At 67.0% G+C, this 22,195-nt stretch carries 18 protein-coding genes; 16 read left to right on the forward strand and 2 right to left on the reverse strand.

The genetic code is table 11. The features are described 5' to 3' along the window. Window positions 1-3 precede the first annotated feature (3 nt). The 9 genes from QX070_RS10215 (at window position 4) to QX070_RS10255 (ending at window position 11,383) form a co-directional block, all read left to right on the forward strand. Window positions 4-396, forward strand: a complete 393-nt coding sequence (locus QX070_RS10215; RefSeq protein ID WP_315713444.1) for a hypothetical protein — start codon at window positions 4-6, stop codon at window positions 394-396. Beyond that, window positions 393-2,141, forward strand: a complete 1,749-nt coding sequence (locus QX070_RS10220) for a penicillin-binding protein 2 (protein ID WP_315736771.1) — start codon at window positions 393-395, stop codon at window positions 2,139-2,141. Before QX070_RS10215 ends, QX070_RS10220 begins: the two co-directional genes overlap by 4 nt. A gap of 70 nt (window positions 2,142-2,211) precedes the next feature. Next, a complete protein-coding gene (locus tag QX070_RS10225) occupies window positions 2,212-3,672 on the forward strand; it encodes a UDP-N-acetylmuramoyl-L-alanyl-D-glutamate--2,6-diaminopimelate ligase (protein WP_315736772.1) in 1,461 nt (486 codons plus the stop codon). Continuing rightward, entirely contained in the window at window positions 3,669-5,045 is a 1,377-nt protein-coding gene (gene murF / locus QX070_RS10230) for a UDP-N-acetylmuramoyl-tripeptide--D-alanyl-D-alanine ligase (RefSeq protein WP_315736773.1), read from the forward strand. Before QX070_RS10225 ends, murF begins: the two co-directional genes overlap by 4 nt. 196 nt (window positions 5,046-5,241) lie before the next feature. Next, window positions 5,242-6,348, forward strand: a complete 1,107-nt coding sequence (gene mraY, locus QX070_RS10235) for a phospho-N-acetylmuramoyl-pentapeptide-transferase (RefSeq protein ID WP_315736774.1) — start codon at window positions 5,242-5,244, stop codon at window positions 6,346-6,348. Window positions 6,349-6,457: 109 nt separating this feature from the next. After that, complete coding sequence (gene murD / locus QX070_RS10240) at window positions 6,458-7,858, forward strand: UDP-N-acetylmuramoyl-L-alanine--D-glutamate ligase (RefSeq protein ID WP_315736775.1); 1,401 nt, start codon at window positions 6,458-6,460, stop codon at window positions 7,856-7,858. Window positions 7,859-8,204: 346 nt separating this feature from the next. Beyond that, on the forward strand, window positions 8,205-9,356 hold the full coding sequence (gene ftsW, locus QX070_RS10245; RefSeq protein WP_315736776.1) for a putative lipid II flippase FtsW: 1,152 nt from the start codon (window positions 8,205-8,207) through the stop codon (window positions 9,354-9,356). A 44-nt stretch (window positions 9,357-9,400) separates the two neighbouring features. Further along, window positions 9,401-10,504 carry an undecaprenyldiphospho-muramoylpentapeptide beta-N-acetylglucosaminyltransferase gene (gene murG / locus QX070_RS10250; protein ID WP_315736777.1) on the forward strand — a complete coding sequence of 368 codons (1,104 nt, stop codon included), beginning with the start codon at window positions 9,401-9,403 and terminating at the stop codon, window positions 10,502-10,504. A 69-nt stretch (window positions 10,505-10,573) separates the two neighbouring features. Further along, complete coding sequence (locus QX070_RS10255; protein ID WP_315736778.1) at window positions 10,574-11,383, forward strand: helix-turn-helix domain-containing protein; 810 nt, start codon at window positions 10,574-10,576, stop codon at window positions 11,381-11,383. Between the two features lie 4 nt (window positions 11,384-11,387). Here QX070_RS10255 and QX070_RS10260 read toward each other — a convergent pair whose 3' ends face one another. Both QX070_RS10260 and QX070_RS10265 read right to left on the reverse strand, forming a co-directional pair. Further along, entirely contained in the window at window positions 11,388-12,125 is a 738-nt protein-coding gene (locus QX070_RS10260) for a carbonic anhydrase (RefSeq protein ID WP_315736779.1), read from the reverse strand. A 58-nt stretch (window positions 12,126-12,183) separates the two neighbouring features. Beyond that, window positions 12,184-12,417 (reverse strand): hypothetical protein, encoded by a 234-nt coding sequence (locus QX070_RS10265; RefSeq protein WP_315736781.1) that lies wholly within the window; start codon window positions 12,415-12,417, stop codon window positions 12,184-12,186. A 67-nt stretch (window positions 12,418-12,484) separates the two neighbouring features. Here QX070_RS10265 and murC point away from each other — a divergent pair, with 67 nt between their 5' ends. From murC to lpxC, 7 genes are all read left to right on the forward strand, one after another. Further along, window positions 12,485-13,891 carry a UDP-N-acetylmuramate--L-alanine ligase gene (gene murC, locus QX070_RS10270; RefSeq protein ID WP_315736782.1) on the forward strand — a complete coding sequence of 469 codons (1,407 nt, stop codon included), beginning with the start codon at window positions 12,485-12,487 and terminating at the stop codon, window positions 13,889-13,891. A gap of 202 nt (window positions 13,892-14,093) precedes the next feature. Continuing rightward, window positions 14,094-15,017: a UDP-N-acetylmuramate dehydrogenase gene (gene murB / locus QX070_RS10275; protein ID WP_315736783.1), complete on the forward strand. Its 924-nt coding sequence runs from the start codon at window positions 14,094-14,096 to the stop codon at window positions 15,015-15,017. A 70-nt stretch (window positions 15,018-15,087) separates the two neighbouring features. Then, complete coding sequence (locus QX070_RS10280) at window positions 15,088-16,089, forward strand: D-alanine--D-alanine ligase (protein ID WP_315736785.1); 1,002 nt, start codon at window positions 15,088-15,090, stop codon at window positions 16,087-16,089. A gap of 274 nt (window positions 16,090-16,363) precedes the next feature. Continuing rightward, window positions 16,364-17,419 (forward strand): cell division protein FtsQ/DivIB, encoded by a 1,056-nt coding sequence (locus tag QX070_RS10285; protein WP_315736786.1) that lies wholly within the window; start codon window positions 16,364-16,366, stop codon window positions 17,417-17,419. Further along, window positions 17,416-18,735 carry a cell division protein FtsA gene (gene ftsA / locus QX070_RS10290; protein ID WP_315736788.1) on the forward strand — a complete coding sequence of 440 codons (1,320 nt, stop codon included), beginning with the start codon at window positions 17,416-17,418 and terminating at the stop codon, window positions 18,733-18,735. Before QX070_RS10285 ends, ftsA begins: the two co-directional genes overlap by 4 nt. Window positions 18,736-18,825: 90 nt before the next feature. Next, the gene (ftsZ, locus tag QX070_RS10295; protein WP_315736790.1) at window positions 18,826-20,664 is read left to right on the forward strand and encodes a cell division protein FtsZ; all 1,839 of its coding nucleotides are present in this window, start codon (window positions 18,826-18,828) and stop codon (window positions 20,662-20,664) included. A gap of 345 nt (window positions 20,665-21,009) precedes the next feature. Further along, window positions 21,010-21,969 (forward strand): UDP-3-O-acyl-N-acetylglucosamine deacetylase, encoded by a 960-nt coding sequence (gene lpxC / locus QX070_RS10300; RefSeq protein ID WP_315736791.1) that lies wholly within the window; start codon window positions 21,010-21,012, stop codon window positions 21,967-21,969. Window positions 21,970-22,195: the final 226 nt, after the last annotated feature.

Genomic DNA, 22,195 nt, shown 5'->3' on the forward strand with positions numbered 1-22,195 from the left:
CCGATGCGCCTCCTGCACCTCGTCGTGATCTGCTCGCTGATCTTCGCGGCGGCCTATGTCTATCGCATCAAGATGGACTCGACGGCACGGGTCGAGCGCGTGCTGCAATTGCGCGCTGAGATCCGCGAGCAGCGCGAGGCCATCGCAGTGTTGCGCGCGGAATGGGCCAAGCTCGACGCGCCGCTGCGGCTGCAAGGGCTGGTCGAACGGCATCTGCCGCTGAAGCCGCTCAACGCCACACAATACGACAGCCTGAAGAATCTGCCGGAGCGGCCGCCGCGATTTGCGCGACCGGACAATCCGGATCCGATCGGATCGATGATCGATGCGATCGACGCGATCAACGAAGAGCCCCCCGTGACCGGATCGGTGCGTCGCCCGGAGGATCAGCAATGAGCGATCAGCGTCGGCCTCACGTCAAGCCGCAGGAGCCCTGGCGGCAGCGACTGGTGCGCACGCTGCTGTATGGGCGCGATGTCGATCGCACTGCGAAGGCGCGCGTGCGCGTCGGCCTCGCGATCGTCGCCTTTGCCGCGGTCTACGCGATCATCGGCGGCCGCCTCGTGATGTTCGCGATCGGCTCGGATGGTCCGAGCGCGCGGCGTGCCGCGCAGCAGGACGCCATCGCCACCGCGCGGCCCGACATCGTCGACCGCAACGGTGCCGTTCTCGCCACCGACGTCAAGACGCCGAGCCTGTTCGCCGAGCCGCGCCGTCTCATCGACAAGGACGAGGCGATCGAGCTTCTGACGGCGACCTTGCCGGATCTCGATACGGGCGAGGTCCGCGACCGACTGCTGTCGCGCAAGGGTTTCGTCTGGTTGAAGCGCGAGATGACACCGAAGCAGCAGCAGGACATTCATCGCCTCGGCCTGCCGGGCATCGGCTTCCTGCGCGAGAACAAGCGCGTCTATCCGACCGGCAACGAGGTGGCCCATCTGATCGGCCTGGTGAACATCGACAACCAGGGCATCGCCGGTATGGAGAAGTGGCTCGACAATCAGGGCCTCGCCGACCTCCATCGCGCCGGCTTCGCCACCGATCGCCTGCAGCGCCCGATCGAGCTCTCGGTCGATCTGCGCGTCGAGCACGCGCTGCGCGATGAGCTGCTCAAGTCCAAGGACAAGTTCAAGGCCAAGGCGGCTTCCGGTCTCGTCGTCAATGTCAGGACCGGCGAGATCATCGCCATGGTCTCGCTGCCGGATTTTGATCCGAACAACCCGAAGGAAGCGCACGATCCCGATCGGATCAACCGCCTGACCACGGGCGTGTACGAAATGGGTTCGACCTTCAAGGCCTTCACCCTGGCGATGGCGCTCGACAGCGGCAAGTATGATCTCAACTCGCTGTGGGATGCGCGCGGACCGCTGCACTACGGCAAGTTTACGATTCACGACGACGAACCAAAGGGCCGCTTCCTCAACATGCGGGAAGTGTTCTACTTCTCGTCCAACGTCGGTGCTGCCAGGATCGCGTTGGCGCAGGGCGTGGACGCGCACAAGGCGTTCCTGCGCAAGATGGGCCAGTTCGACCGGTTGCGCACCGAGCTGCCGGAGAGCGCCTCGCCGATCCTGCCCAAGCGCTGGGCCGAGTTGAACACGGTCACGATCGCGTTCGGTCACGGCATGGCGGTGGCGCCGCTGCAGGGCGTGATGGGTGTCAGCGCGCTGGTCAATGGTGGCTATCTGATCCCGCCGACTTTCATGAAGCGCACCGAGGCAGAGGCGATGCAGGTCGCCAAGCGCGTGATCAAGCCGGAGACCTCGGAGAAGATGCGCTACCTGATGCGTCTGAACGCCGAGGTCGGCACCGCGCGCAAGGCCGACGTGAAGGGCTATTACATCGGCGGCAAGACCGGCACCGCCGAGAAGGTCATCAACGGCCGCTATGCCAAGAAGAAGGTGCTGACCCTCTTCACCGCCGTGATCCCGGCAGACAAGCCAAAATACCAGCTCCTGATCATGCTGGACGAGCCGCAGTCATTGAAGGAAACCTATGGCTTCATCACCTCCGGCTGGAATGCCGCGCCGACGGCTGGTGCCGTGATCTCCCGGATCGGGCCGCTGCTGGGAATCGAGCCCCGCTTCGACCTGCCGCCGTCCGACCGCCAAATTCTTGCAGCATCGCGGCTGACACAGTAAGCCGTCGTCGAATCGCGAGCTTTGGAGCTGCCGCCGCCCGGGGCGGGGCCAGGACTGGCACGGAACCAGGATGAAACTTCAGGACCTCCTGGGCGATCAGGCGACGCTCGACGCCCGCATCGCCGCTGTCGAGATCTCCGGCCTCGCGGTGGACAGCCGCGCCGTGCGGCCCGGCGACCTGTTTTTTGCTCTGTCCGGCACCAAGACCGATGGCACCCGCTTCATCGCGGCGGCGATCTCGGCCGGCGCGGTCGCCGTGGCCGGCGCGGCGGGCCCTGGAACGGAGCTGGCCGTGCCATTCATCGCGCTGCCAAACCCTCGGCGGGCGCTCGCGCTCGCTTCATCTCGGTTCTATCCGCGCCAGCCGGCGACCATTGCCGCCGTCACCGGCACCAGCGGCAAGACGTCGGTCGCCGCCTTCACGCGCCAGATATGGCAGCGCCTCGGCCACAGTTCGGCCAGCATCGGCACCGTCGGGCTGGTGTCGGACAAACGCACCGTCTACGGCTCGCTGACGACGCCGGATCCGATCGCACTGCATCGGCAGATCGACGAGATCACGCAGGATGGCGTCACCCATCTGGCGTTCGAGGCCTCGTCGCATGGGCTCGATCAATTCAGGCTCGATGGTGTCAGGGTCTCGGCCGGCGGGTTCACGAACCTGTCGCGCGACCACATGGACTATCATCCTGATATCACGCACTACCTCAACGCCAAGCTGAGGCTGTTCCGCGATCTCGTGCCGCCGGGCGGCCCTGCCGTGATCTCGGCTGATCATGAGTGCTCGCCGGAGGTCATCGCCGCGGCGCAGACACGCGGTCTTCGCCTGATGACGGTGGGAACGCATGGGGACGGCGCTGGAGAGGGCATCCGGCTGGTGGCCACTGCAATCGACGGCTTTGCTCAGCAGCTCCAGATCCAGCATTGCGGCCGCATGCATGCGGTCCGCCTGCCGCTGGTCGGCGCGTTTCAGATCGAGAATGCGCTGGTCGCGGCGGGCCTTGCGATCGGCACCGGCAGCGATCCGCAAGCCGTGTTCGAATCTCTCGAGCAGCTCGAGGGCGCCAGGGGCCGGCTCGAGCTGGTCGGCGAGCACAATGGTGCACCCATCTTCATCGACTACGCGCACAAGCCGGACGCGCTTGCCAAGGCGCTGCACGCGCTGCGGCCCTATGCTGCGCGAAAACTCGTCGTCGTGTTCGGCGCCGGCGGCGACCGTGACACCGGCAAGCGCCCTTTGATGGGCGCGATCGCCGCTGAAGGGGCCGACAGCGTCATCGTCACCGACGACAATCCGCGCAGCGAGGATCCGGCTGCGATCCGCGCCGCGATCCTGGCCGCCGCACCCGGTGCGCGCGAGATCGGCGATCGGGCGGAGGCGATCCAGGTCGCGATTGGCGAGCTGCAGCCCGGCGATGCGCTCGTGATCGCCGGCAAGGGCCACGAGACCGGACAGATCATCGGCAGCAATGTTCTGCATTTCAGCGATCACGAAGCGGTCGCGGACGCGTTGGCATCGAGGACACCATGACGAAGGCGCTGTGGACCGTGGCGGAGGCGGCGCGCGCGCTCGGCCTCGCCGGTGACTATCCGGAGAGCCCGATCGATTTCGTGACGCAGGACAGCCGTGCCGTGAAGCCCGGCAGCCTGTTCGTTGCGCTGAGCGGCACGCCGAGCGGTGGCTTCGTGTCGAGCTTCGCCTCCAGCCGCGACGGCTGGGAGTTTGCGGCCAACGCCGAAGCGGCCGGCGCCGTCGCGATGATCGTGCCGCACAGGATCGACGGCATCACCGTGCCGCAGCTCGTGGTGCACGACACGCTGATCGATGGATTGTGGACGCTCGCGCGCGCTGCAAGGGCGCGCTTTCATGGCCCGGTGATCGGGCTCACCGGCAGCGCCGGCAAGAGCTCGACCAAGGAGTTCATCGCCGCCTATCCCGGAGCGTCAGCCAGCCCGTCGAGCTTCAACAATTTCTGGGGCGTGCCGCTGACGCTGTGCAATGCCGATCCGGGCGCTTCGGTCTGGGTCGTCGAGATGGGCATGAATCAAAAAGGCGAGATCGCGCGGCTGACGGAGCTGTCGCAGCCGACGGTGGCTCTCGTCGTCAACGTGCAGCCGGTGCACCTGGAGAAGCTCGGCAGCCTGGAAGCGATCAGGAAAGAGAAAGTCTCGATCGCGTGCGGGCTGCCGGCTGACGGCGTTCTCGTGCTGCCGGCCGATCTCGCTGCGCCGGAATGGACGGGCAAAGTGATCCGCTTCGGTGGCGGCACTGACGTGCGCGAGCTCTCGCACACCTCGCGCGGCGACAGCTGGGATGTGTCGGCAGACATCGCCGGTCGCCGCGTCGCCTTCACGGTGACGCCGGGGGCGCCGCATCGCCTGCACAATGCGCTGGCGGCGCTCGCCTCCATCGCGGCGGCCGGGCTCGATCCGGCGCTGCTCGCGCCGACGCTCGGCCAGGTCGGCATCATGACGGGCCGCGGCGTCGAGCAGACCATCGGCGACATCGTTCTGATCGACGACAGCTTCAACGGCAATCCGGCCAGCATGGCGGCGGCGCTCGACAGCCTGCAGGCGCGGCCGGTGCGGGGGCGGCGCATTGCCATCATCGGCGACATGCTTGAACTCGGCGACGAGGCGCAGGCCTATCATCAGGGGATGGTCGCTCATCTCGCCGGGGTCGACGGCGTCTATTGCGTCGGTCCGCTGATGCGTCACCTGTTCGACAGCCTGCCGCAAGCGAAGCGGCTCGGCTGGCACGAGGATCCGGTGACGCTGGATCCCGGCCGGGTCGCGGCGCTGCTCGCGCCGGGCGACGTCGTCGTCATCAAGGGCAGCAAGAAGATCTTCTGGGTCAACAAGTTCGTGTCGAAGCTCGCCGCGGCGTTGCAGGGCGTCGGTTGAAATCGGGCGATATCGCGGCGCGGCAGAAGGATAGTTTTCCACTGGTGGCCGAAGCGGTCATGCCGGACGGATCGTTCCCGTCGGGCTACGATTCGCACCCGGCCCCGATCATGGTTAAAAGAGACTGGACCGGATTCGCGCACGAGCAACCGTGTTGGCGTGGCTTAGTCTCGGTGAGGCGGCATAGGCGGGTTGGATGTTCTACTGGTTGATCGAGCTGACGAATACGTTTCCGAGCCTTTCGGTGTTTCGCGGGCTCTTGAACGTGTTCCGTTACATCACCTTCCGGACCGGCGGCGCCGTCGTCACCGGCGCGCTGTTCGTGTTCCTGTTCGGCCCCTGGATCATTGATCATCTCAGGCTGCGTCAAGGCAAAGGCCAGCCGATCCGCACCGACGGCCCGCAATCGCATATCATCAGCAAGAAGGGTACGCCCACGATGGGCGGGCTGATGATCCTCTCGGGGCTCGTCGTCTCCACTGTGCTGTGGGCCAATCCGCTCAATCCCTATGTCTGGATCGTGCTCGCGGTCACGCTCGGCTTTGGCTTCGTCGGCTTCTATGACGACTATCTGAAGGTCACCAAGCAGTCGCATTCGGGCTTCGCTGGCCGCCTCAGGTTGCTGATCGAGGCTGCAATCGCGCTGGTCGCCTGTTATGCGCTGGTTCGCCTCGGCCGCGATCCATCCTCGACAGGGCTGGCGATTCCCTTCTTCAAGGACCTCGTCTTCAAGTTCGGCTGGCTCTATGTCATCTTTGGCGCCTTCGTCATCGTCGGCGCAGGCAATGCCGTCAACCTGACCGATGGCCTCGACGGCCTTGCGATCGTGCCGGTGATGATTGCCTCGGCGAGCTTCGGTCTGATCGCCTACCTCGTCGGCAATGCCGTGTTCTCCGACTATCTGCAGATCCATTACGTCGCGGGCACCGGCGAGCTCGCCGTGCTCTGCGGCGCGGTGTTGGGCGCGGGCTTAGGCTTCCTCTGGTTCAACGCGCCGCCCGCCTCGATCTTCATGGGCGACACCGGCTCGCTCGCGCTCGGCGGGATGCTCGGCTCGATCGCGGTCGCCGTGAAGCACGAGATCGTGCTGGCGGTGATCGGCGGCCTGTTCGTGCTGGAAGCAGTGTCGGTGATCGTGCAGGTCGCGTCGTTCAAGCTGACCGGCAAGCGCATCTTCAGGATGGCGCCGATCCACCATCATTTCGAGCAGCTCGGCTGGACCGAGCCGCAGATCGTGATCCGGTTCTGGATCATCTCGGTGATGCTGGCGCTCGTCGGTCTCTCCACCCTGAAGCTGCGCTGATGGGTCCGTATGCCATGGATTGTCATTCCGGGGCGCGCGCAGCGCGAACCCGGAATCCCGAGATTGCGGATCAGCGCTGCGCGGTGTCCGGAACGACGGAGTTCTTCCCATGATCCCCGTCACCTCATTCGCCGGCAAGACCGTCGCTGTGTTCGGACTCGGCGGCTCGGGGCTGGCTTCGTGTCATGCCCTGCGGGCCGGCGGCGCCGAAGTGATCGCGGCCGACGACGGCGCCGATCGGATGACGGAAGCGGCGAAGGCGGGTTTCATCACCGCCGATCTGCGCACCGTCTCCTGGGCGAACTTCGCCGCGCTGGTGCTGGCGCCGGGCGTGCCGCTGACCCATCCCGTGCCGCATTGGAGCGTGCTCAGGGCACGCGAGGCCGGCGTCGAGGTGATCGGCGACATCGAGCTGTTCTGTCGCGAGCGCAGGCGGCACGCGCCGGATGCGCCGTTCGTCGCGATCACCGGCACCAACGGCAAGTCGACCACGACCGCGCTGATCGCGCATCTGATGCGGGTCGCCGGCTACGACACCCAGATGGGCGGCAATATCGGCACCGCGATCCTGTCGCTCGAGCCGCCGCGCATGGGCCGCGTCCACGTCATCGAGATGTCCTCCTACCAGATCGACCTGACGCCCTCGCTCGATCCGAGCGTCGGCATCCTGATCAACGTCAGCGAGGACCATCTCGACCGTCACGGCACGATCGAGAACTACGCGGCCGTGAAGGAGCGCCTCGTCGCCGGCGTGAAGCCGCAAGGCACCGCGATCGTCGGCGTCGACGACGGTTTTTCGCGCGCGATCGCCGACCGGCTCGACCAGGCCGGCAAGCGCGTCGTGCGCATCTCGGTCAAAAATCCGCTGGCTGACGGGCTGTATGTCGAGCACGAGACCATCCTGCGCAGCTCAGGCGGGGCGCGCAGCGAGGTTGTGCGGCTCGGTGGCATCGGCTCGCTGCGCGGCCAGCACAATGCGCAGAATGCGGCCTGCGCGGCGGCGACTGCGCTCGCGCTCGGTGTCAAGGAGGACGTCCTGCAGCAGGGGCTGCGCAGCTTTCCCGGCCTGGCGCATCGCATGGAGCAGGTCGGCCGCCGCGCCGACGTGCTGTTCGTCAATGACTCCAAGGGCACCAACGCGGATGCGACCGCGCATGCGCTGTCGTCCTTCGCCGACATCTTCTGGATCGCCGGCGGCAAGCCCAAGGCCGGCGGCATCACCAGCCTCGCGGGCTTCTTCCCGCGCATCCGCAAGGCCTATCTGATCGGCGAGGCGGCCGCGGAGTTTGCCGGCACGCTCGGTGACAAGGTGGCGCACGAGATGTCCGGCACGCTGGAGATCGCGGTGGCGCAGGCGGCTGCAGACGCTGAAGCCTCCGGCCTGAAGGAGGCCGTGGTCCTGCTGTCGCCGGCCTGCGCTTCGTTCGACCAATTCCGCAACTTCGAGATCCGCGGCACGCGCTTCCGCGAGCTGGTGCAGGCGCTGCCGGGCGTGAAGCCGGTGGCGTAGCTTCATCGCGACGGTACGGTGTGTTGGATTCTCCTCTGCGCGGAGGATGACGGTGTTTGCTCAGCAGGCCGGACGCTTGAACGATACGACGCGCATCTGCTGCAGCACACACCGGTGTCGTCCCGGCGAACGCCGGGACCCATACCCCCATGAAGCGGTTTGAGGCACGCGGGTCGTTGGCATTTTGTCCGTTCACGATGGCCGCGGCGTATGGGTCCCGGATCGGCGCCGCGACGCGCTGGCGCGTCACGGCTTGTCCGGGACGACAGCGGAGGAATCCTTAACCCTTCAATAACCATCCTGGGTGCCAATGGGCTGATTTCATAAGGCCTCAGGTGGACGCCCGATGCTCTCCCGTGAAGAACGCAATCCGCTGTCCGACTGGTGGTGGACGGTGGACCGCCCGCTGCTCGGCGCCATCCTCGCCTTGATGCTGTGCGGGGTGATCCTGTCGCTGGCGGCCAGCCCTCCGGTCGCGACCCGGATCGGGCTCGATCCGTTCCACTTCTTCAACCGCCACGTCCTGTTCCTGCTGCCGTCCTTCATCGTGCTGATCGGCGTGTCGTTCCTGTCGCCGCGCCAGATCCGGCGCAGCGCGCTGGTGGTGTTCGCGGTCGCCATCGTGCTGATCGTGCTGACGCTCGCGATCGGGCCGGAGGTGAAGGGCTCGCGGCGCTGGATCACGCTGATCGGCGTCAACATCCAGGCGTCCGAGGCCGCGAAGCCAGCCTTCGTCGTGGTTTCCGCCTGGCTGTTCTCGGAATCGGCGCGGCGGCCCGACATGCCGGCGACCACGATGGCGTTGGTGCTGCTGATGATGCTCGTGTCGCTCTTGGTGATGGAGCCGGATTTCGGCCAGACCATGCTGGTCCTGATGGTCTGGGGCTCGCTGTTCTTCATCGCCGGCATGCGCATGATCTGGGTCGCAGGCCTCGCCGGCGCCGCGGCCGCCGGCCTGTTCGGCGCCTATCTCTTGGTCCCGCACGTCGCCGGTCGCATCAAGCGCTTCATGAACCCGGCCTCCGGCGACACCTTCCAGGTCGACACCGCGATGGAGGCGTTCTCCAACGGCGGCTGGTTCGGGCTGGGGCCGGGCGAGGGCATCGCCAAGCGCAGCCTGCCGGACAGCCACACCGATTTCGTGTTCGCGGTCGCCGCCGAGGAGTTCGGCATCATCCTCTGTCTGGCGCTGGTCGCGCTGTTCGCCTTCATCGTGATCCGCACGCTGTCGCGCGCCTATGCGACCGAGGACGGCTTTGCGCGCTTCGCGGCCTCGGGTCTGGCGATCCTGTTCGGCATCCAGGCGGCCATCAACATCTCGGTCAACCTGCAGCTGATCCCGGCCAAGGGCATGACCTTGCCCTTCATCTCCTACGGTGGCTCCTCGATCGTGTCGCTGGCCTATGGCGTCGGCATGATGCTGGCGCTGACCCGACAGCGGCCGCGGATGGAGGTCGAGGCCGGCGACGCAGCCGGCGCGCTGCGCAATTACGCCTAGGCCGCCTGGCTCGCAATGACCGCACATTGCCTGTACACAAGCGCATGACCTCAACCGCGCCTCTCATTCTGCTCGCGGCCGGCGGCACCGGCGGCCATCTGTTTCCTGCTGAAGCGCTCGGCGTCGAGCTGATCAGGCGCGGCTATCGCGTCCGTCTCGTCACCGATGAGCGCGCGCTGCGATACAGCGGCCTGTTCACCCCGGACATGATCGACGTGGTGCCGAGCGAGACCGTGCGCAGCCGTTCGCCGTTGGCGCTGGCCCGCACCGCGCTGCTGCTCGGCAGCGGCACCATCGCGGCCTTCAACCTGATGCGGCGGCTCAAGCCCGCGGCCGTGATCGGCTTCGGCGGCTATCCGACCGTGCCGCCGCTGCTGGCGGCGCGGCTCGCCGGCGTGCCGAGCCTGATCCACGACGCCAACGCCGTGCTCGGCCGCGCCAACCGTTTCCTGTCCGCGCATGTGAAGGCGATCGCGACGTCGCTGCCTGGCGTGCTCGACCGCGATCCGGCGCTTTCGGCGAAGACCACCACGGTCGGCACGCCGATGCGTCCCGCCATCCTCGAAGCGGCGGCCATGCCCTATGTGGCGCCGGAGACTTCGGGCCCGTTGCGGCTGCTCGTCGTCGGCGGCAGCCAGGGCGCGCGCATCATGAGCGACATCGTGCCCGGCGCGATCGAGCGGCTGGAGCCGGCCCTCTGGGACCGACTGGTGCTGACCCAGCAGGTGCGGCAGGAGGACATGGCGCGGGTGCGCGCGGTCTATGACCGGCTCAAGATCAATGCCGACCTGCAACCCTTCTTCACCGACCTGCCGGCGCGGCTTGCTGCCAATCACCTCGTGATCTCGCGTTCCGGCGCCGGTACCGTCGCCGAGCTCGCCGCGATCGGCCGTCCTTCGATCCTGGTGCCGCTGCCGGGCGCCATCGACCAGGACCAGTTTGCCAATGCCGGCGTGCTCTCGGACGCGAACGCCGCGATCCGGATCGTGCAGAGCGAATTCACCTCCGACAGGCTGGCCTCCGAGATCTCGGCGCTCGCCGCCGAGCCCACGCGTCTCGCAGCGATGGCCCAGGCTGCGCGCGCGGCCGGGCGGCTCGATGCCGCCGAGCGGCTGGCCGACCTCGTGATCAGGACGGCGGCGCTCTAGTTGATCGAGTGTGATGCGATGACGAACCGGAGCGCTGACCAGGGCGCCATCGCGGCGGATGATCATCCGATGCGTTTGCGACGCCATCCGTCCTTCGTGCCCGTGTTCGTCGGATTTTGCGATCAGCTGATTGCGCCCCTGCGTGGCCAGCGCCTGATGATCAAACTGTTCGGTCAGCGCGCCCCGACGGAGATCGTCGCACATATCGTGATGATGCATATGTCGGCGCGCGAGCCGGTCGAGCGCCCGACCCTGACGCGACTGCAGATGCGGCTGCCGGGTCCGCGGCAGACGGCGGCGTTCGTCGCGCTGTTGCGCGGTCTGTCGCTGGTGACCGTCGAGCGCGATCCCGGGGACGCCCGCATCCGCTATCTGGTGCCAGGCGCCGTCATCCTCGAGGGTCTGCGAGGCTGGCTTGCCATGCATCTGGATTGCCACGCGCGGTTGACGCATGCCGACGGACTGAGCCTTCGTCTGCAGGACGACGCCGCGTTCTACGCGGAGACGATCCGGCAATGTGCGAGCTGGCTCTGCCGCGACAACCGGCCCCTGACGGGATTTCCCGATCTCGCCTGGACCGACGAGCACGACAGCGGCATCCATCTGGCGCTGACGCTCGTCGCCCGTTCCGCCGCCGGGCGCGTGGCCGTCGACATCTCGACGGCGGAGCTTGCGGCGATGCTCGGCGTCTCGCGCTCCCATATTCGCAATCTGCTCGCGGCCATGGAGGGGCGTGAGCTGCTGCGCTTCGGCGACGGACGCCGGCACCTGACGCTGACGCCTGCTTTCATCGCCTCCGTGGAGGCCTGGTTCTGCCACCAGGTGTGCTGGCTCGCGGCCGCAGCCGCGCGTGCAGATCGCGCGCTGCGGCCGGCTTGACGCGTCAGATCATCGTGACCCGGCCGGAGCCGATGTCATAGATGCCGCCGACGATCTTCACCTTGCCCTCGGCGACCATGCGGCCGACGATCGGCTTGGCGGTCGACAGGCGCCGGACGTTGTTGCGCACGTTCTCCGCGGTGGCTTCGGCCAGCAGATCCTGCGGCTTCTTCGCGATCGCAGCCTCGACGCCGGGTTTGAGCGCATTGATCAGAGCGGGCAGGTGGCCTGGCAGCTTGGTGCCGTCCTTGAGCACCTTGATCGTGGCATCGATGGCGCCGCAGCCGCTGTGACCAAGCACCAGCACGAGAGGCGTGCCGAGGAACTTGACGCCATATTCGAGGCTGGCGAGACCGTCGTCGTTGACGAAATTGCCGGCAACCCGGACCACGAACAGCTCACCGGGCCCCTGATCGAACACCAGCTCCGGCGCGACCCGTGCATCGGCGCAGCTCACGATCGCGGCGATCGGGTATTGGGCCGCGGCGCGCGCCGCCCGGCCGGCCGAGAAATCCTTGTTGTCGAGATTGCCGGCGACGTAGCGCGCGTTGCCATCGACGATGCGCTTCATCGCGTCGTCCGGCGAGATCGCGTTGGGGGGTGTTGCGATGTCGCTCGTCTGCTTGGCTTCCTTCGCAAACGCCGGAAGCGCGCCGAGCGCCGCGGCAGCCAGCACTGCGCCGCCGCCGAGCAGCCGACGGCGGGACAACACGGGGGATTGCGGTTCACACAGCGAGCACATCGGCGGGGATTCTCCATCAAGAGTTGAAAGATGCGCGACCGGCATGCCGGCCGCGGCACTACCCATGCCACGCGAACTGACGCGGTGAACGCGCAAAAATTGCAGGTATCCCGTTGGGACGGGTTTGCGTGGGATCGCGCTTAACAATTTGTGAAGCGGGCATCCCCGGCGGGAACTGCTCGCCCATCGCGGCCGCGAAGCTGCCAAAATCGGCCAAAATCGGGCGGGCGCCTGCGAATTTGGCGATGTTTACGGCCGGGGCGGACTTGTCCAGGCCGGTCATGTCTTGCAAGAAGGGCTGATGATTCGCGGTCGCGCCCCTCCGCCGGGCGCCCGGAACCCTTGAGACGAGACGCCCCATGAGACTGCCGCGCGAGATCGGACCCATCCACTTCGTCGGGATCGGCGGCATCGGCATGAGCGGCATCGCCGAGGTGCTGTGCAATCTCGGCTACACGGTGCAGGGTTCGGACGCCTCGGACAATGCGAACGTCGCACGCCTGCGCGAGAAGGGCATCACCGTCAGCGTCGGGCACAAGGCCGAGAACGTCGCCGGCGCGGATGTGGTCGTCGTCTCCACTGCGATCAAGCGCGACAATCCCGAGCTGATGGCCGCGCGCGCCCAGCGCATCCCCGTCGTCCGCCGCGCCGAGATGCTGGCCGAGTTGATGCGGCTGAAGAGCTGCGTCGCCATCGCCGGCACCCATGGCAAGACCACGACGACATCGATGGTCGCGGCGCTGCTCGATGCCGGCGGGCTCGATCCCACCGTCATCAATGGCGGCATCATCAATGCCTACGGCACCAATGCGCGGCTCGGCGGCGGCGAGTGGATGGTGGTCGAGGCGGACGAGAGCGACGGCACCTTCCTGAAGCTGCCGGCGGATGTCGCCATCGTCACCAATGTCGATCCCGAGCATCTCGATCACTTCAAGACCTTCGACGCCGTGCAGGAGGCGTTCCGCACCTTCGTCGAGAACGTGCCGTTCTACGGCTTTGCCGTGATGTGCATCGATCACCCGGTGGTGCAAACGCTGGTTGGCAAGATCGAGGACCGCCGCATCATCACCTACGGCGTCAACCCGCAGGCCGATGTGCGCCTCGTCGATCTGACGCCGATGGGCGGCGGCTCTCGCTTCAAGGTGGTGTTCCGCGATCGCAAGAGCGGCGCGACGCACGAGATTGCCGACATCGCGCTGCCGATGCCCGGCCGGCACAACGCCTCGAACGCAACGGCGGCCATCGCGGTCGCGCGCGAGCTCGGCCTGTCCGACGAGGCCATCCGCAAGGCGATTGCCGGCTTCGGCGGCGTCAAGCGCCGCTTCACCCGCACCGGCGAATGGAATGGCGTGACCGTGATCGACGATTACGGCCATCACCCGGTCGAGATCGCGGCCGTGCTGAAGGCGGCGCGCGAATCCACCAACGGCAAGATCATCGCCGTGGTGCAGCCGCATCGCTACACAAGGCTGCAGTCCCTGTTCGAGGAGTTCTGCACCTGCTTCAACGACGCCGACGCCGTCGTCGTCGCCGACGTCTATGCGGCAGGCGAAGCCCCGATCGAAGGCGTCGATCGCGACCATTTCGTGCTCGGCCTGCGCGCCCACGGCCATCGCGACGTGGTGCCGCTGCCGAAGGCCGCGGACCTCGCCGGCATCGTCAAGGGCCTCGCCAAGCCGGGTGATCTCGTCGTCTGCCTCGGTGCCGGCAACAACATCACGCAATGGGCCTACGCGCTGCCCGGCGAGTTGAAGGCGCTGGGATGAGGGCGGTATTGTTGGGCGAGCTGGTAGCTCCACGGCATACTCTGCTCTCTCCTCCCTTGTGGGGGAGAGGTGGAGAGGGGGGTACCACGAGCGCCGGCGCCTGGGGCTCACCCCCCTCCCTGACCCTCCTCCACAAGGGGGGAGGGAACGGAGAGTGCGTGCCGACCCTGACGATGTCGGGGCACGATGCGAGAGCGGCCGCATGACCTTCCTCGACATCACCCCCGACCTCAAAGCCGCAATGCCGGAGCTGCGCGGGCGGCTGCTGGCCAATGAGAGCCTGGCGCCGCTCACATGGTTTCGCGTCGGCGGTCCGGCGCAGGTGTTGTTCACGCCGGCCGATGCCAACGACCTCGCTTATTTCCTGGGGCGGCTTCCAGCCGATCTGCCGGTCACCGTCATTGGCGTCGGTTCCAACCTCATCGTGCGCGACGGCGGGGTGCCCGGCATCGTCATCCGCTTGGCGCCGCGCGCGTTCGGTGAGGTCAAGGCGGAAGGCGACATCGTCACGGCCGGGACGGCTGCGCTCGATAAGCGCGTGGCCGAGGTCGCAGCATCCGCCAATCTCGCCGGCCTCGAATTCCTGTTCGGCATCCCCGGCACGATCGGCGGCGCGTTGCGGATGAATGCCGGCGCCAATGGCGGCGAGACCAAGGACATCCTGGTCGAGGCGATTGCGATCGACCGCAGCGGGGAGACCCGTCTCTTCAACAATGCCGAGATGAAGTTCACCTATCGCGCGAGCGGCGCCGATCCGTCGCTGATCTTCACGGCAGCGCGCTTCCGCGGCACGCCGTCGGCGCCGGAGGCGATCCGGGCGCGCATGGCCGAGGTGCAGGCGCATCGTGAGACGGCGCAGCCGATCCGCGAGAAGACCGGCGGCTCGACCTTCAAGAACCCGTCCGGACATTCCGCCTGGAAGCTGGTCGATTCCGCGGGCTGCCGCGGCCTCAAGGTCGGCGGCGCCCAGGTTTCCGAAATGCACTGCAACTTCCTGATCAACACCGGCGATGCCACGGCCGAGGACATCGAGACGCTCGGCGAGACCGTGCGTGCGCGGGTCAAGGCGAGTTCGGGCATCGAGCTGCAGTGGGAGATCAAGCGGATCGGAGTCAAGGCGAGCTGATCGCCCCGCTTGCTCAAGTGACGTCAGCGCAATCGCGACTGCGGTTGTGAGATCAACCGAGAAGACATTGATGCGCACCACGATTTTGTTCGGCGGCTCCAACAAGGAGCGCCTCGTCTCGGTCGCCAGCACCAAGGCGCTGCATGCCGCGCTGCCCGAGGCTGACCTCTGGTTCTGGGAGGCCGACGACACGGTGCATCAGGCGAGTGGCACGGCGCTGGTCGCGCATGCGAAGCCGTTCGAGGAGCCGTTCACCGCCGATGGCCCCCGGATCGGGACGCTCGTCGAGGCTCTCGATCGCGCCAGGGCCGAGGATCGGGTTCTGGTGCTCGGTCTCCACGGTGGCCGGGCGGAGAATGGCGAGCTTCAACTGATGTGCGAGCTTCGCGGCGTGCCGTTCACCGGCTCGAGCTCGGCCGCCTCGCACCTCGCCTTCGACAAGGTCGCGGCGAAGCGCTTCGCCGTGCTCGGCGGGGTGACGGCGGCCGAGGGCGTCGCGCTCGATGACGCCGAAGCGGCGCTGGCGCGCTACGGCAGGCTGATCGCCAAGCCGGTGAAGGATGGATCGAGCTTCGGGCTGATCTTCGTCAACGCCAGCCAGGACCTCGTTGCCGTCAAAGCGGCAGCCGCGACCGAGGAGTATCTGATCGAGCCCTTCGTCACCGGGACGGAGGCGACCTGCGGCGTGCTCGAACAGGCCGATGGATCGCTGATCGCGCTGCCGCCGATCGAGATCCTCCCCGCAGACGGCGCCTTCGACTATTTCGCGAAGTACCTCGCCGCGGCGACGAAGGAGATCTGTCCCGGCCGCTTCAGTCCGGAGGTGACGGCCGCGCTGCAGACGGAGGCGATCAAGGCGCATCGCGCGCTGTCCTGCGGCGGCTATTCGCGGACCGACTTCATCGTCTCGGCCAATGGCCCCGTCTATCTCGAGACCAACACGCTGCCCGGGCTGACCGCGGCCTCGCTCTATCCCAAGGCGCTCGCGGCACAGGGCATCGCCTTCGTCGATTTCCTCAATCAGCAGATCGCCTTGGCCGAGGGGCGCAGTCGCCGATCAAACGTGCGGTAGACGCACCGGAGGTCCCCCGGCCCGGCGTCCCCCGATGGTTCCTGTAACCTGTAAAATGCTTAAGAATTCCAGGCAAGGTCCTCATAAATCGGAGAAAAAATTCGTCTCTCCGGACCGATTTTACTTTTTGTTTACCAGGACGTCCGAAGGTTAACGCTGGCGCCTCAGTGGTGCTCGGCTGCCGGGTCGTGACGTCACCAGTGTCCGGCCGGCCGGGAGCGCAGGCGCGGGTCCGCGAGTATCTGCGGGCGCAACAGTTTGATGAGCTCGTGCAATGGATGGTGCAGGACGCCTCGCTCGATCGCAGAGGCCTCAAGCGAACCTGAAAGCCGCTGCCCTTGGCGCGGCAATCCTGCTGCGCGAGTATGTCTCGGCCCGCCTTCCGCGTGTCCGCTTCGCGCGGGGATACACGAAGCAACCTCTGGGCCGGCGGTCGACCCGAAGAGATCTTGCGCCGATGCAGGCCGCGCTCGCGCCGATGGTCGAGCGTGAGGCGCCGCCGCGCGTGGTCGAGCTCGTCGAGCGCTATTTGCCGCGCCGGCTCGGCACCGTGGCGACCGTGGTGCTCTTGTTCGGCAGCGTCTGGCTCGGCATCGTCAAGGGCGGCCACGCCCAGGACGTCAGCGCGGCGCTGTCCGACACCCGCAATGCGCTGGCCAATGCGGCCGGCTTCCGCATCACGGCCGTGGCGATCAATGGCCGCAAGCAGCTCACCCAGGACGAGATCCTCGCCGTCGGCGGCGTCACCGGCCGCTCCTCGCTGCTGTTCCTCGATGCCGCCGCCGTGCGCGACAGGCTCAAGGCCAACCCCTGGATCGCCGACGCCACGGTGCAGAAGTTCTTTCCGAACCAGCTGCAGATCGACGTCGTCGAGCGCAAGGCGTTCGCGCTCTGGCAGCAGGAGGGCCGCCTCTCGGTCATCGCCGATGACGGCGCCGTGCTCGAGCAATATGTCTCGCGCCGTTTCCTGACGCTGCCGTTGGTGGTCGGCAAGGGGGCCGAGAGCCGCGCGCGCGATTTCCTGGCGCTGCTCGCCCGCTACCCGCAGGTGCGCGCCGTCACCAAGGCCGCCGTGTTCGTCGGCGAGCGGCGCTGGAACCTGCGTACCAAGGACGGCCTCGACATTCGCCTGCCCGAGCACGATGTCGGCAACGCGCTCGCCACCCTGACCCAGCTCGATCAGGACGATCGGCTGTTCTCACGCGACATCGTCGCCATCGACTTGCGGCTGCCGGACCGCCTGACGGTGCAACTGTCCGAGGACGCAGCGAAGGCGCACGACGAGCTGTTCAAGGACAAGAAGTCCAAGAAGAAGGCCGGTGACGCATGACCGGCTTCGATCGCCAGACTCCGAAGACGCGCCCGATGGGCCAGAAGCGCACCGCGCTTGTGGCCTCTCTCGATGTCGGCACCAGCAAGATCGCCTGCATGATCGCGCGGCTGAAGCCGGCGCCGCCGAGCGACGCGCTGCGCGGCCGCACCCACACGGTCGAGCTGATCGGCTACAGCCAGATCCAGTCGCGCGGCGTCAAGGCCGGCGCCGTCGTCGATCCCGTCGAATGCGAGCAGGCCGTGCGGCAGGCGGTCGCGCTGGCCGAGCGCATGGCCAGGGTGCGGGTCGAGTCCGTGCTGCTGCCGGTCGCCGGCGGCCGCGTCATGGGCCATCTGATCGAGGCCACCTCGGACATTCGCGGCGGCGCCGTGACCCAGGCCGATGTCAGCCGCGTGACCTCAACCGGCATGCATCACGCCACCGGCGACGGGCGCGCGGTGCTGCATGCCTTGCCCGTCGGCTACACGCTCGATGGCGTGAAGGGCATCCGCGACCCCCGCGGCATGCTGGCGCGGCAGTTCGGCGTCGACATGAACGTGGTCACGACCGACGCCACCGTGGCCAAGAACCTGATGCTCGTGGTGGAGCGTTGCCATCTCAACGTCGAGGCCATGGCGGCAAGCCCGTATGTTGCCGGGTTGTCGGTGCTGACCGACGACGAGGCCGATCTCGGCGCTGCCGTGGTCGAGATGGGGGCGGGCACCACGACGATCGCGATCTATTCCGGCGGCCGCTTCGTCCATGCCTCCGGTTTTGCGCTCGGCGGGCATCACGTGACCATGGATCTTGCGCGCGGACTATCAGCGTGCATTGCAGATGCCGAGCGAATCAAGACGTTATATGGCACGGTGCTGACTGGCGGGTCCGACGCGCGTGAGTTGATGTCTGTTCCGACGGCCGGTGACAACGAGCGGGATGTTCCGCAGATCGTGTCCCGCGCCACCATCGCGAACATCGTCAGGCACCGCGCAGAGGAGATTTTTGAAATGGTCCGCGACCGGCTGAAGGATTCGCCCTTTGCGGCAGAACCCAAGGCGCGCGTCGTCCTCAGCGGAGGCGCCTCCCAGCTGACGGGGCTGGTCGAGCTTGCGACCCGGATCCTCGACCGCCCGGTGCGTGTCGGCCGCCCGCTTGGCTTCGGCCGTCTTCCCAACGAGGCCAAGAACGCCGCCTTCGCGGTGCCGACGGGGCTGCTGGTCTATCCGCAATACGCGCACCTCGAACATGTCGAACCGCGGCATACGCGGCAGGTCGGGACAGGAACCGACGGCTACTTCGGAAAGGTCGGACGATGGCTACGCGAGGGCTTCTGATGACCGGTTTCCATCCCATGCGATTTCCAACAACACCAACCGCGGCCGGCGGCCGGGGCGAACCCACCCGCGCGTGATCGAGAGGCAATCATGGCACTCACTATTACCCCTCCTGATATCCACGAGCTGAAGCCCCGGATCACCGTGTTCGGGGTCGGCGGCGCGGGCGGCAACGCCGTCAACAACATGATCACGGCTGGCCTTCAGGGCGTCGACTTCGTCGTCGCCAATACTGACGCGCAGGCGCTGACCATGTCCAAGGCGCAGCGCATCATCCAGATGGGCACGCAGGTGACCCAGGGCCTCGGCGCCGGCTCGCAGCCGGATGTCGGCGCCGCCGCCGCACAGGAGGTGATCGACGAGATCCGCGATCACCTCTCGGGCGCCAACATGGTGTTCGTGACCGCCGGCATGGGCGGCGGAACCGGCACCGGTGCAGCTCCGGTCATCGCCAAGACCGCGCGCGAGATGAACATCCTCACCGTGGGCGTCGTCACCAAGCCGTTCCACTTCGAAGGCGCGCGCCGCATGCGCACCGCAGAATCGGGCATCTCGGAGCTGCACAAGGTCGTCGACACGCTGCTGATCATCCCGAACCAGAACCTGTTCCGGGTCGCCAACGAGAAGACCACCTTCGCGGACGCCTTCGCGATGGCCGACCAGGTGCTCTATTCCGGCGTCGCCTGCATCACCGACCTGATGGTCAAGGAAGGCCTGATCAACCTCGACTTCGCCGACGTCCGCGCCGTCATGCGTGAGATGGGTAAGGCGATGATGGGCACCGGCGAGGCCTCCGGGGACAAGCGCGCGCTGACCGCGGCCGAGGCCGCGATCGCGAACCCGCTGATCGACGATTCCTCGATGAAGGGCGCCCGTGGTCTCCTGATCTCGATCACCGGCGGCAAGGACCTCACGCTGTTCGAGGTCGACGAAGCCGCGACCCGCATCCGCGAGGAGGTCGACCAGGACGCCAACATCATCGTCGGCGCCACCTTCGACGAATCGCTGGACGGCCTGATCCGGGTGTCGGTGGTTGCCACCGGCATCGAGCAGGCGCAGTTCAACCGGAACGTTACGACCTCACAGCCGGCGGCGGCTGTCGCTCCGATTGCCGCCGCCCCGACCGCTGTTGCGGGTCTTCCTGAAAGCCGCCTCGCCGATCTGACCGCGCGCCTGCGCGCCGACAATCAGCGCCTGGCTGAACGCGCCGCCAAGCTCGAGCAGCAGGCGTCGCAGGCTCCGGCCGTCGCCGCTCCGGCACCCGCGCCGATGGCGCCTGCGCCGCGTCCGGCGCCGAATCTCGAGCGCGATACGCTGGCCGCCGTCGCGGCCGCGATGGCAAGCGAGCCCGGTCCGTCGGCTGCCCCGGCGCAGGCAGCGTCCTATGGCGATGTGACGGTGCGCCCGATTGCACAGAAGCCGTCGCTGTTCCCGGAGCCCGAGGCGCAGCGCGCGGCTCCGATCGAGCCGGCGGCCTTGCCCGAGACCTTCATTCCGCAGGCCGCCGAGCGGGTTCCGGTTCGCGCGCCGCGCATGCCGAAGTTCGAGGACCTGCCGATGCCGGCCCAGGCCGAGATTCGTCAGGCGAGGGGCGACGAGGGCGACGAGCATCCGCAGAAGACCCGGATGTCGCTGCTGCAGCGTCTCGCAAATGTCGGTCTCGGCCGCCGGGACGAGGACGCCGAACCTCTGCTGCCGGTGCGGACCGCGGGTCCTGCCATGCCGCAGATGCCGCCCCTGCCGGAACGGAAGCCGCAGCGGAACGTTGCTCAGCAGGTTGCGAGCCACGAATCGCCCGTCTCGGAGTATGCCCGCCGTCCCGCACCGCAGGGGCTGGATGTCCATGGCCGTCCCGCGCCTGTGTCCCCGGCGCCACAGGGAGACGACCATTTGGATATCCCGGCTTTCCTCCGCCGGCAGGCAACCTGAGAATTGTTACAGCCCTGACGGTGCTGAACAGGCCCGGCTCGCGAGAGCCGGGCCCTTTTTTTGGTCTCGCGGCGCGCGCTGATCTCCCTTCAACTAACTGATTTTAAATGATTAATTATTCTTTCGGTGTTTGGATCGGGAACCAGGAGGGTTAAGGCCACGTTCCAGTTTGGTTAAGGGTTGGCGCGAATACGGCAGAGATGGGGTAACAATCCGTAAAGAAGCGTGAGTTGGCGCTCTTTGGGGCTCTCGTTAAGTTCTGCCGTGACTTGGGGATGCCTGAAAGTGAGTCGGCTCGCGAGGGGCGACCGATGAAGGGTCAGGCGGGGTCTTGGGCGATCGTCGATGAAATTCAGCCGGCAAACAACGCTTCGTTCGCAAGCCACCGTCACCGGTGTAGGCGTCCACTCCGGTGCGCCTGTCAGCCTGACGATTGGCCCGGCGCCGATCGATGCGGGGATCGTGTTCCTCCGCACCGGCCTCGATGGGGCCGACCGCGAGGTCCAGGCCTCCTTCGGTTCGGTGATCGCGACCGAGCTCGCGACGGTGCTCGGTGACCGCACCGGCCCGTTGGTCTCGACCGCCGAGCATGTTCTCGCCGCGCTGCGCGGCATGGGTGTCGACAACGCCCTGGTCGAGGTCGACGGCCCCGAGGTACCGATCATGGACGGTAGCGCTGCGCCGTTCGTCGCTGCCATCGACCAGGCCGGGATCGTCAATCAGTCGGCTCCACGGCGTTACATTCAGGTGCTCAAGCCGGTCCAGGTGACCATGGGTGCCTCGACGGGCGAGCTGCGTCCCAACAACTCCGGCTTCCGGGTCGAAGCCGAGATCGATTTCACCAATCCCGTGATCGGCCGCCAAGCCTATCATTTCGAACTCAATCCCGAGCGCTTCCGCCGCGAGATCGCCCGCGCCCGTACCTTCGGCTGCATGAGCGACGTGTCGCGGCTGTGGAGCGCCGGTTTCGCGCTCGGCTCCTCCTTCGACAACACGCTGGTGTTCGACGAGGACCGTCTGCTCAATCCCGAAGGTCTGCGCTACGCGGACGAATGCGTCCGCCACAAGGTGCTGGACGCGATCGGTGATCTGGCGCTGGCCGGCCTGCCGATGCTCGGAACCTATCGTTCGGTCCGTGGCGGTCACAAGCTCAACCACGCGGTCCTGACCGCTCTGATGGCCGATCGCACCGCCTGGCGGATCGTCGAAGGCGAGACCGTGCGGCGTCCCCGCGTGGCCGCGGACGCCGTCGGTGGCATGGTCGGTGGCATGGTCGCCCCGGCCTACGGTCCGGACGTGTCCTGAGCGCCTGCTGCGAGGCTCGAGCGAACGGATAGCGTCCCTCGTGGGGCGCGATGGGGCAACACGATTCTGCTGTCGGTATTTGCTCGGTTGCAGATCTTGTACGCTGAATTTTTTGTCATTGATTGTTGCCGACCGCATCCTTCCTCATGGACGGGCTGTCGGCATTTCCAGGTTTTCCCGCGGCTTCTTCAGCGATAACCATGATGCACGGCGGCAGCCTCGATCT

Origin of the sequence: Bradyrhizobium sp. SZCCHNR1093, assembly GCF_032381175.1 — a bacterium.
Classification (GTDB): Bacteria; Pseudomonadota; Alphaproteobacteria; order Rhizobiales; family Xanthobacteraceae; genus Bradyrhizobium.

Bases quoted from the DNA above. Each gene is read 5' to 3' on its own strand.
- QX070_RS10215 (WP_315713444.1), top strand. From the start codon at position 4: ATGCGCCTCCTGCACCTCGTCGTGATCTGCTCGCTGATCTTCGCGGCG.
- QX070_RS10220 (WP_315736771.1), top strand. From the start codon at position 393: ATGAGCGATCAGCGTCGGCCTCACGTCAAGCCGCAGGAGCCCTGGCGG.
- QX070_RS10225 (WP_315736772.1), top strand. From the start codon at position 2,212: ATGAAACTTCAGGACCTCCTGGGCGATCAGGCGACGCTCGACGCCCGC.
- murF (WP_315736773.1), top strand. From the start codon at position 3,669: ATGACGAAGGCGCTGTGGACCGTGGCGGAGGCGGCGCGCGCGCTCGGC.
- mraY (WP_315736774.1), top strand. From the start codon at position 5,242: ATGTTCTACTGGTTGATCGAGCTGACGAATACGTTTCCGAGCCTTTCG.
- murD (WP_315736775.1), top strand. From the start codon at position 6,458: ATGATCCCCGTCACCTCATTCGCCGGCAAGACCGTCGCTGTGTTCGGA.
- ftsW (WP_315736776.1), top strand. From the start codon at position 8,205: ATGCTCTCCCGTGAAGAACGCAATCCGCTGTCCGACTGGTGGTGGACG.
- murG (WP_315736777.1), top strand. From the start codon at position 9,401: ATGACCTCAACCGCGCCTCTCATTCTGCTCGCGGCCGGCGGCACCGGC.
- QX070_RS10255 (WP_315736778.1), top strand. From the start codon at position 10,574: ATGCGTTTGCGACGCCATCCGTCCTTCGTGCCCGTGTTCGTCGGATTT.
- QX070_RS10260 (WP_315736779.1), bottom strand. From the start codon at position 12,125: ATGTGCTCGCTGTGTGAACCGCAATCCCCCGTGTTGTCCCGCCGTCGG.
- murC (WP_315736782.1), top strand. From the start codon at position 12,485: ATGAGACTGCCGCGCGAGATCGGACCCATCCACTTCGTCGGGATCGGC.
- murB (WP_315736783.1), top strand. From the start codon at position 14,094: ATGACCTTCCTCGACATCACCCCCGACCTCAAAGCCGCAATGCCGGAG.
- QX070_RS10280 (WP_315736785.1), top strand. From the start codon at position 15,088: ATGCGCACCACGATTTTGTTCGGCGGCTCCAACAAGGAGCGCCTCGTC.
- QX070_RS10285 (WP_315736786.1), top strand. From the start codon at position 16,364: ATGGATGGTGCAGGACGCCTCGCTCGATCGCAGAGGCCTCAAGCGAAC.
- ftsA (WP_315736788.1), top strand. From the start codon at position 17,416: ATGACCGGCTTCGATCGCCAGACTCCGAAGACGCGCCCGATGGGCCAG.
- ftsZ (WP_315736790.1), top strand. From the start codon at position 18,826: ATGGCACTCACTATTACCCCTCCTGATATCCACGAGCTGAAGCCCCGG.
- lpxC (WP_315736791.1), top strand. From the start codon at position 21,010: ATGAAATTCAGCCGGCAAACAACGCTTCGTTCGCAAGCCACCGTCACC.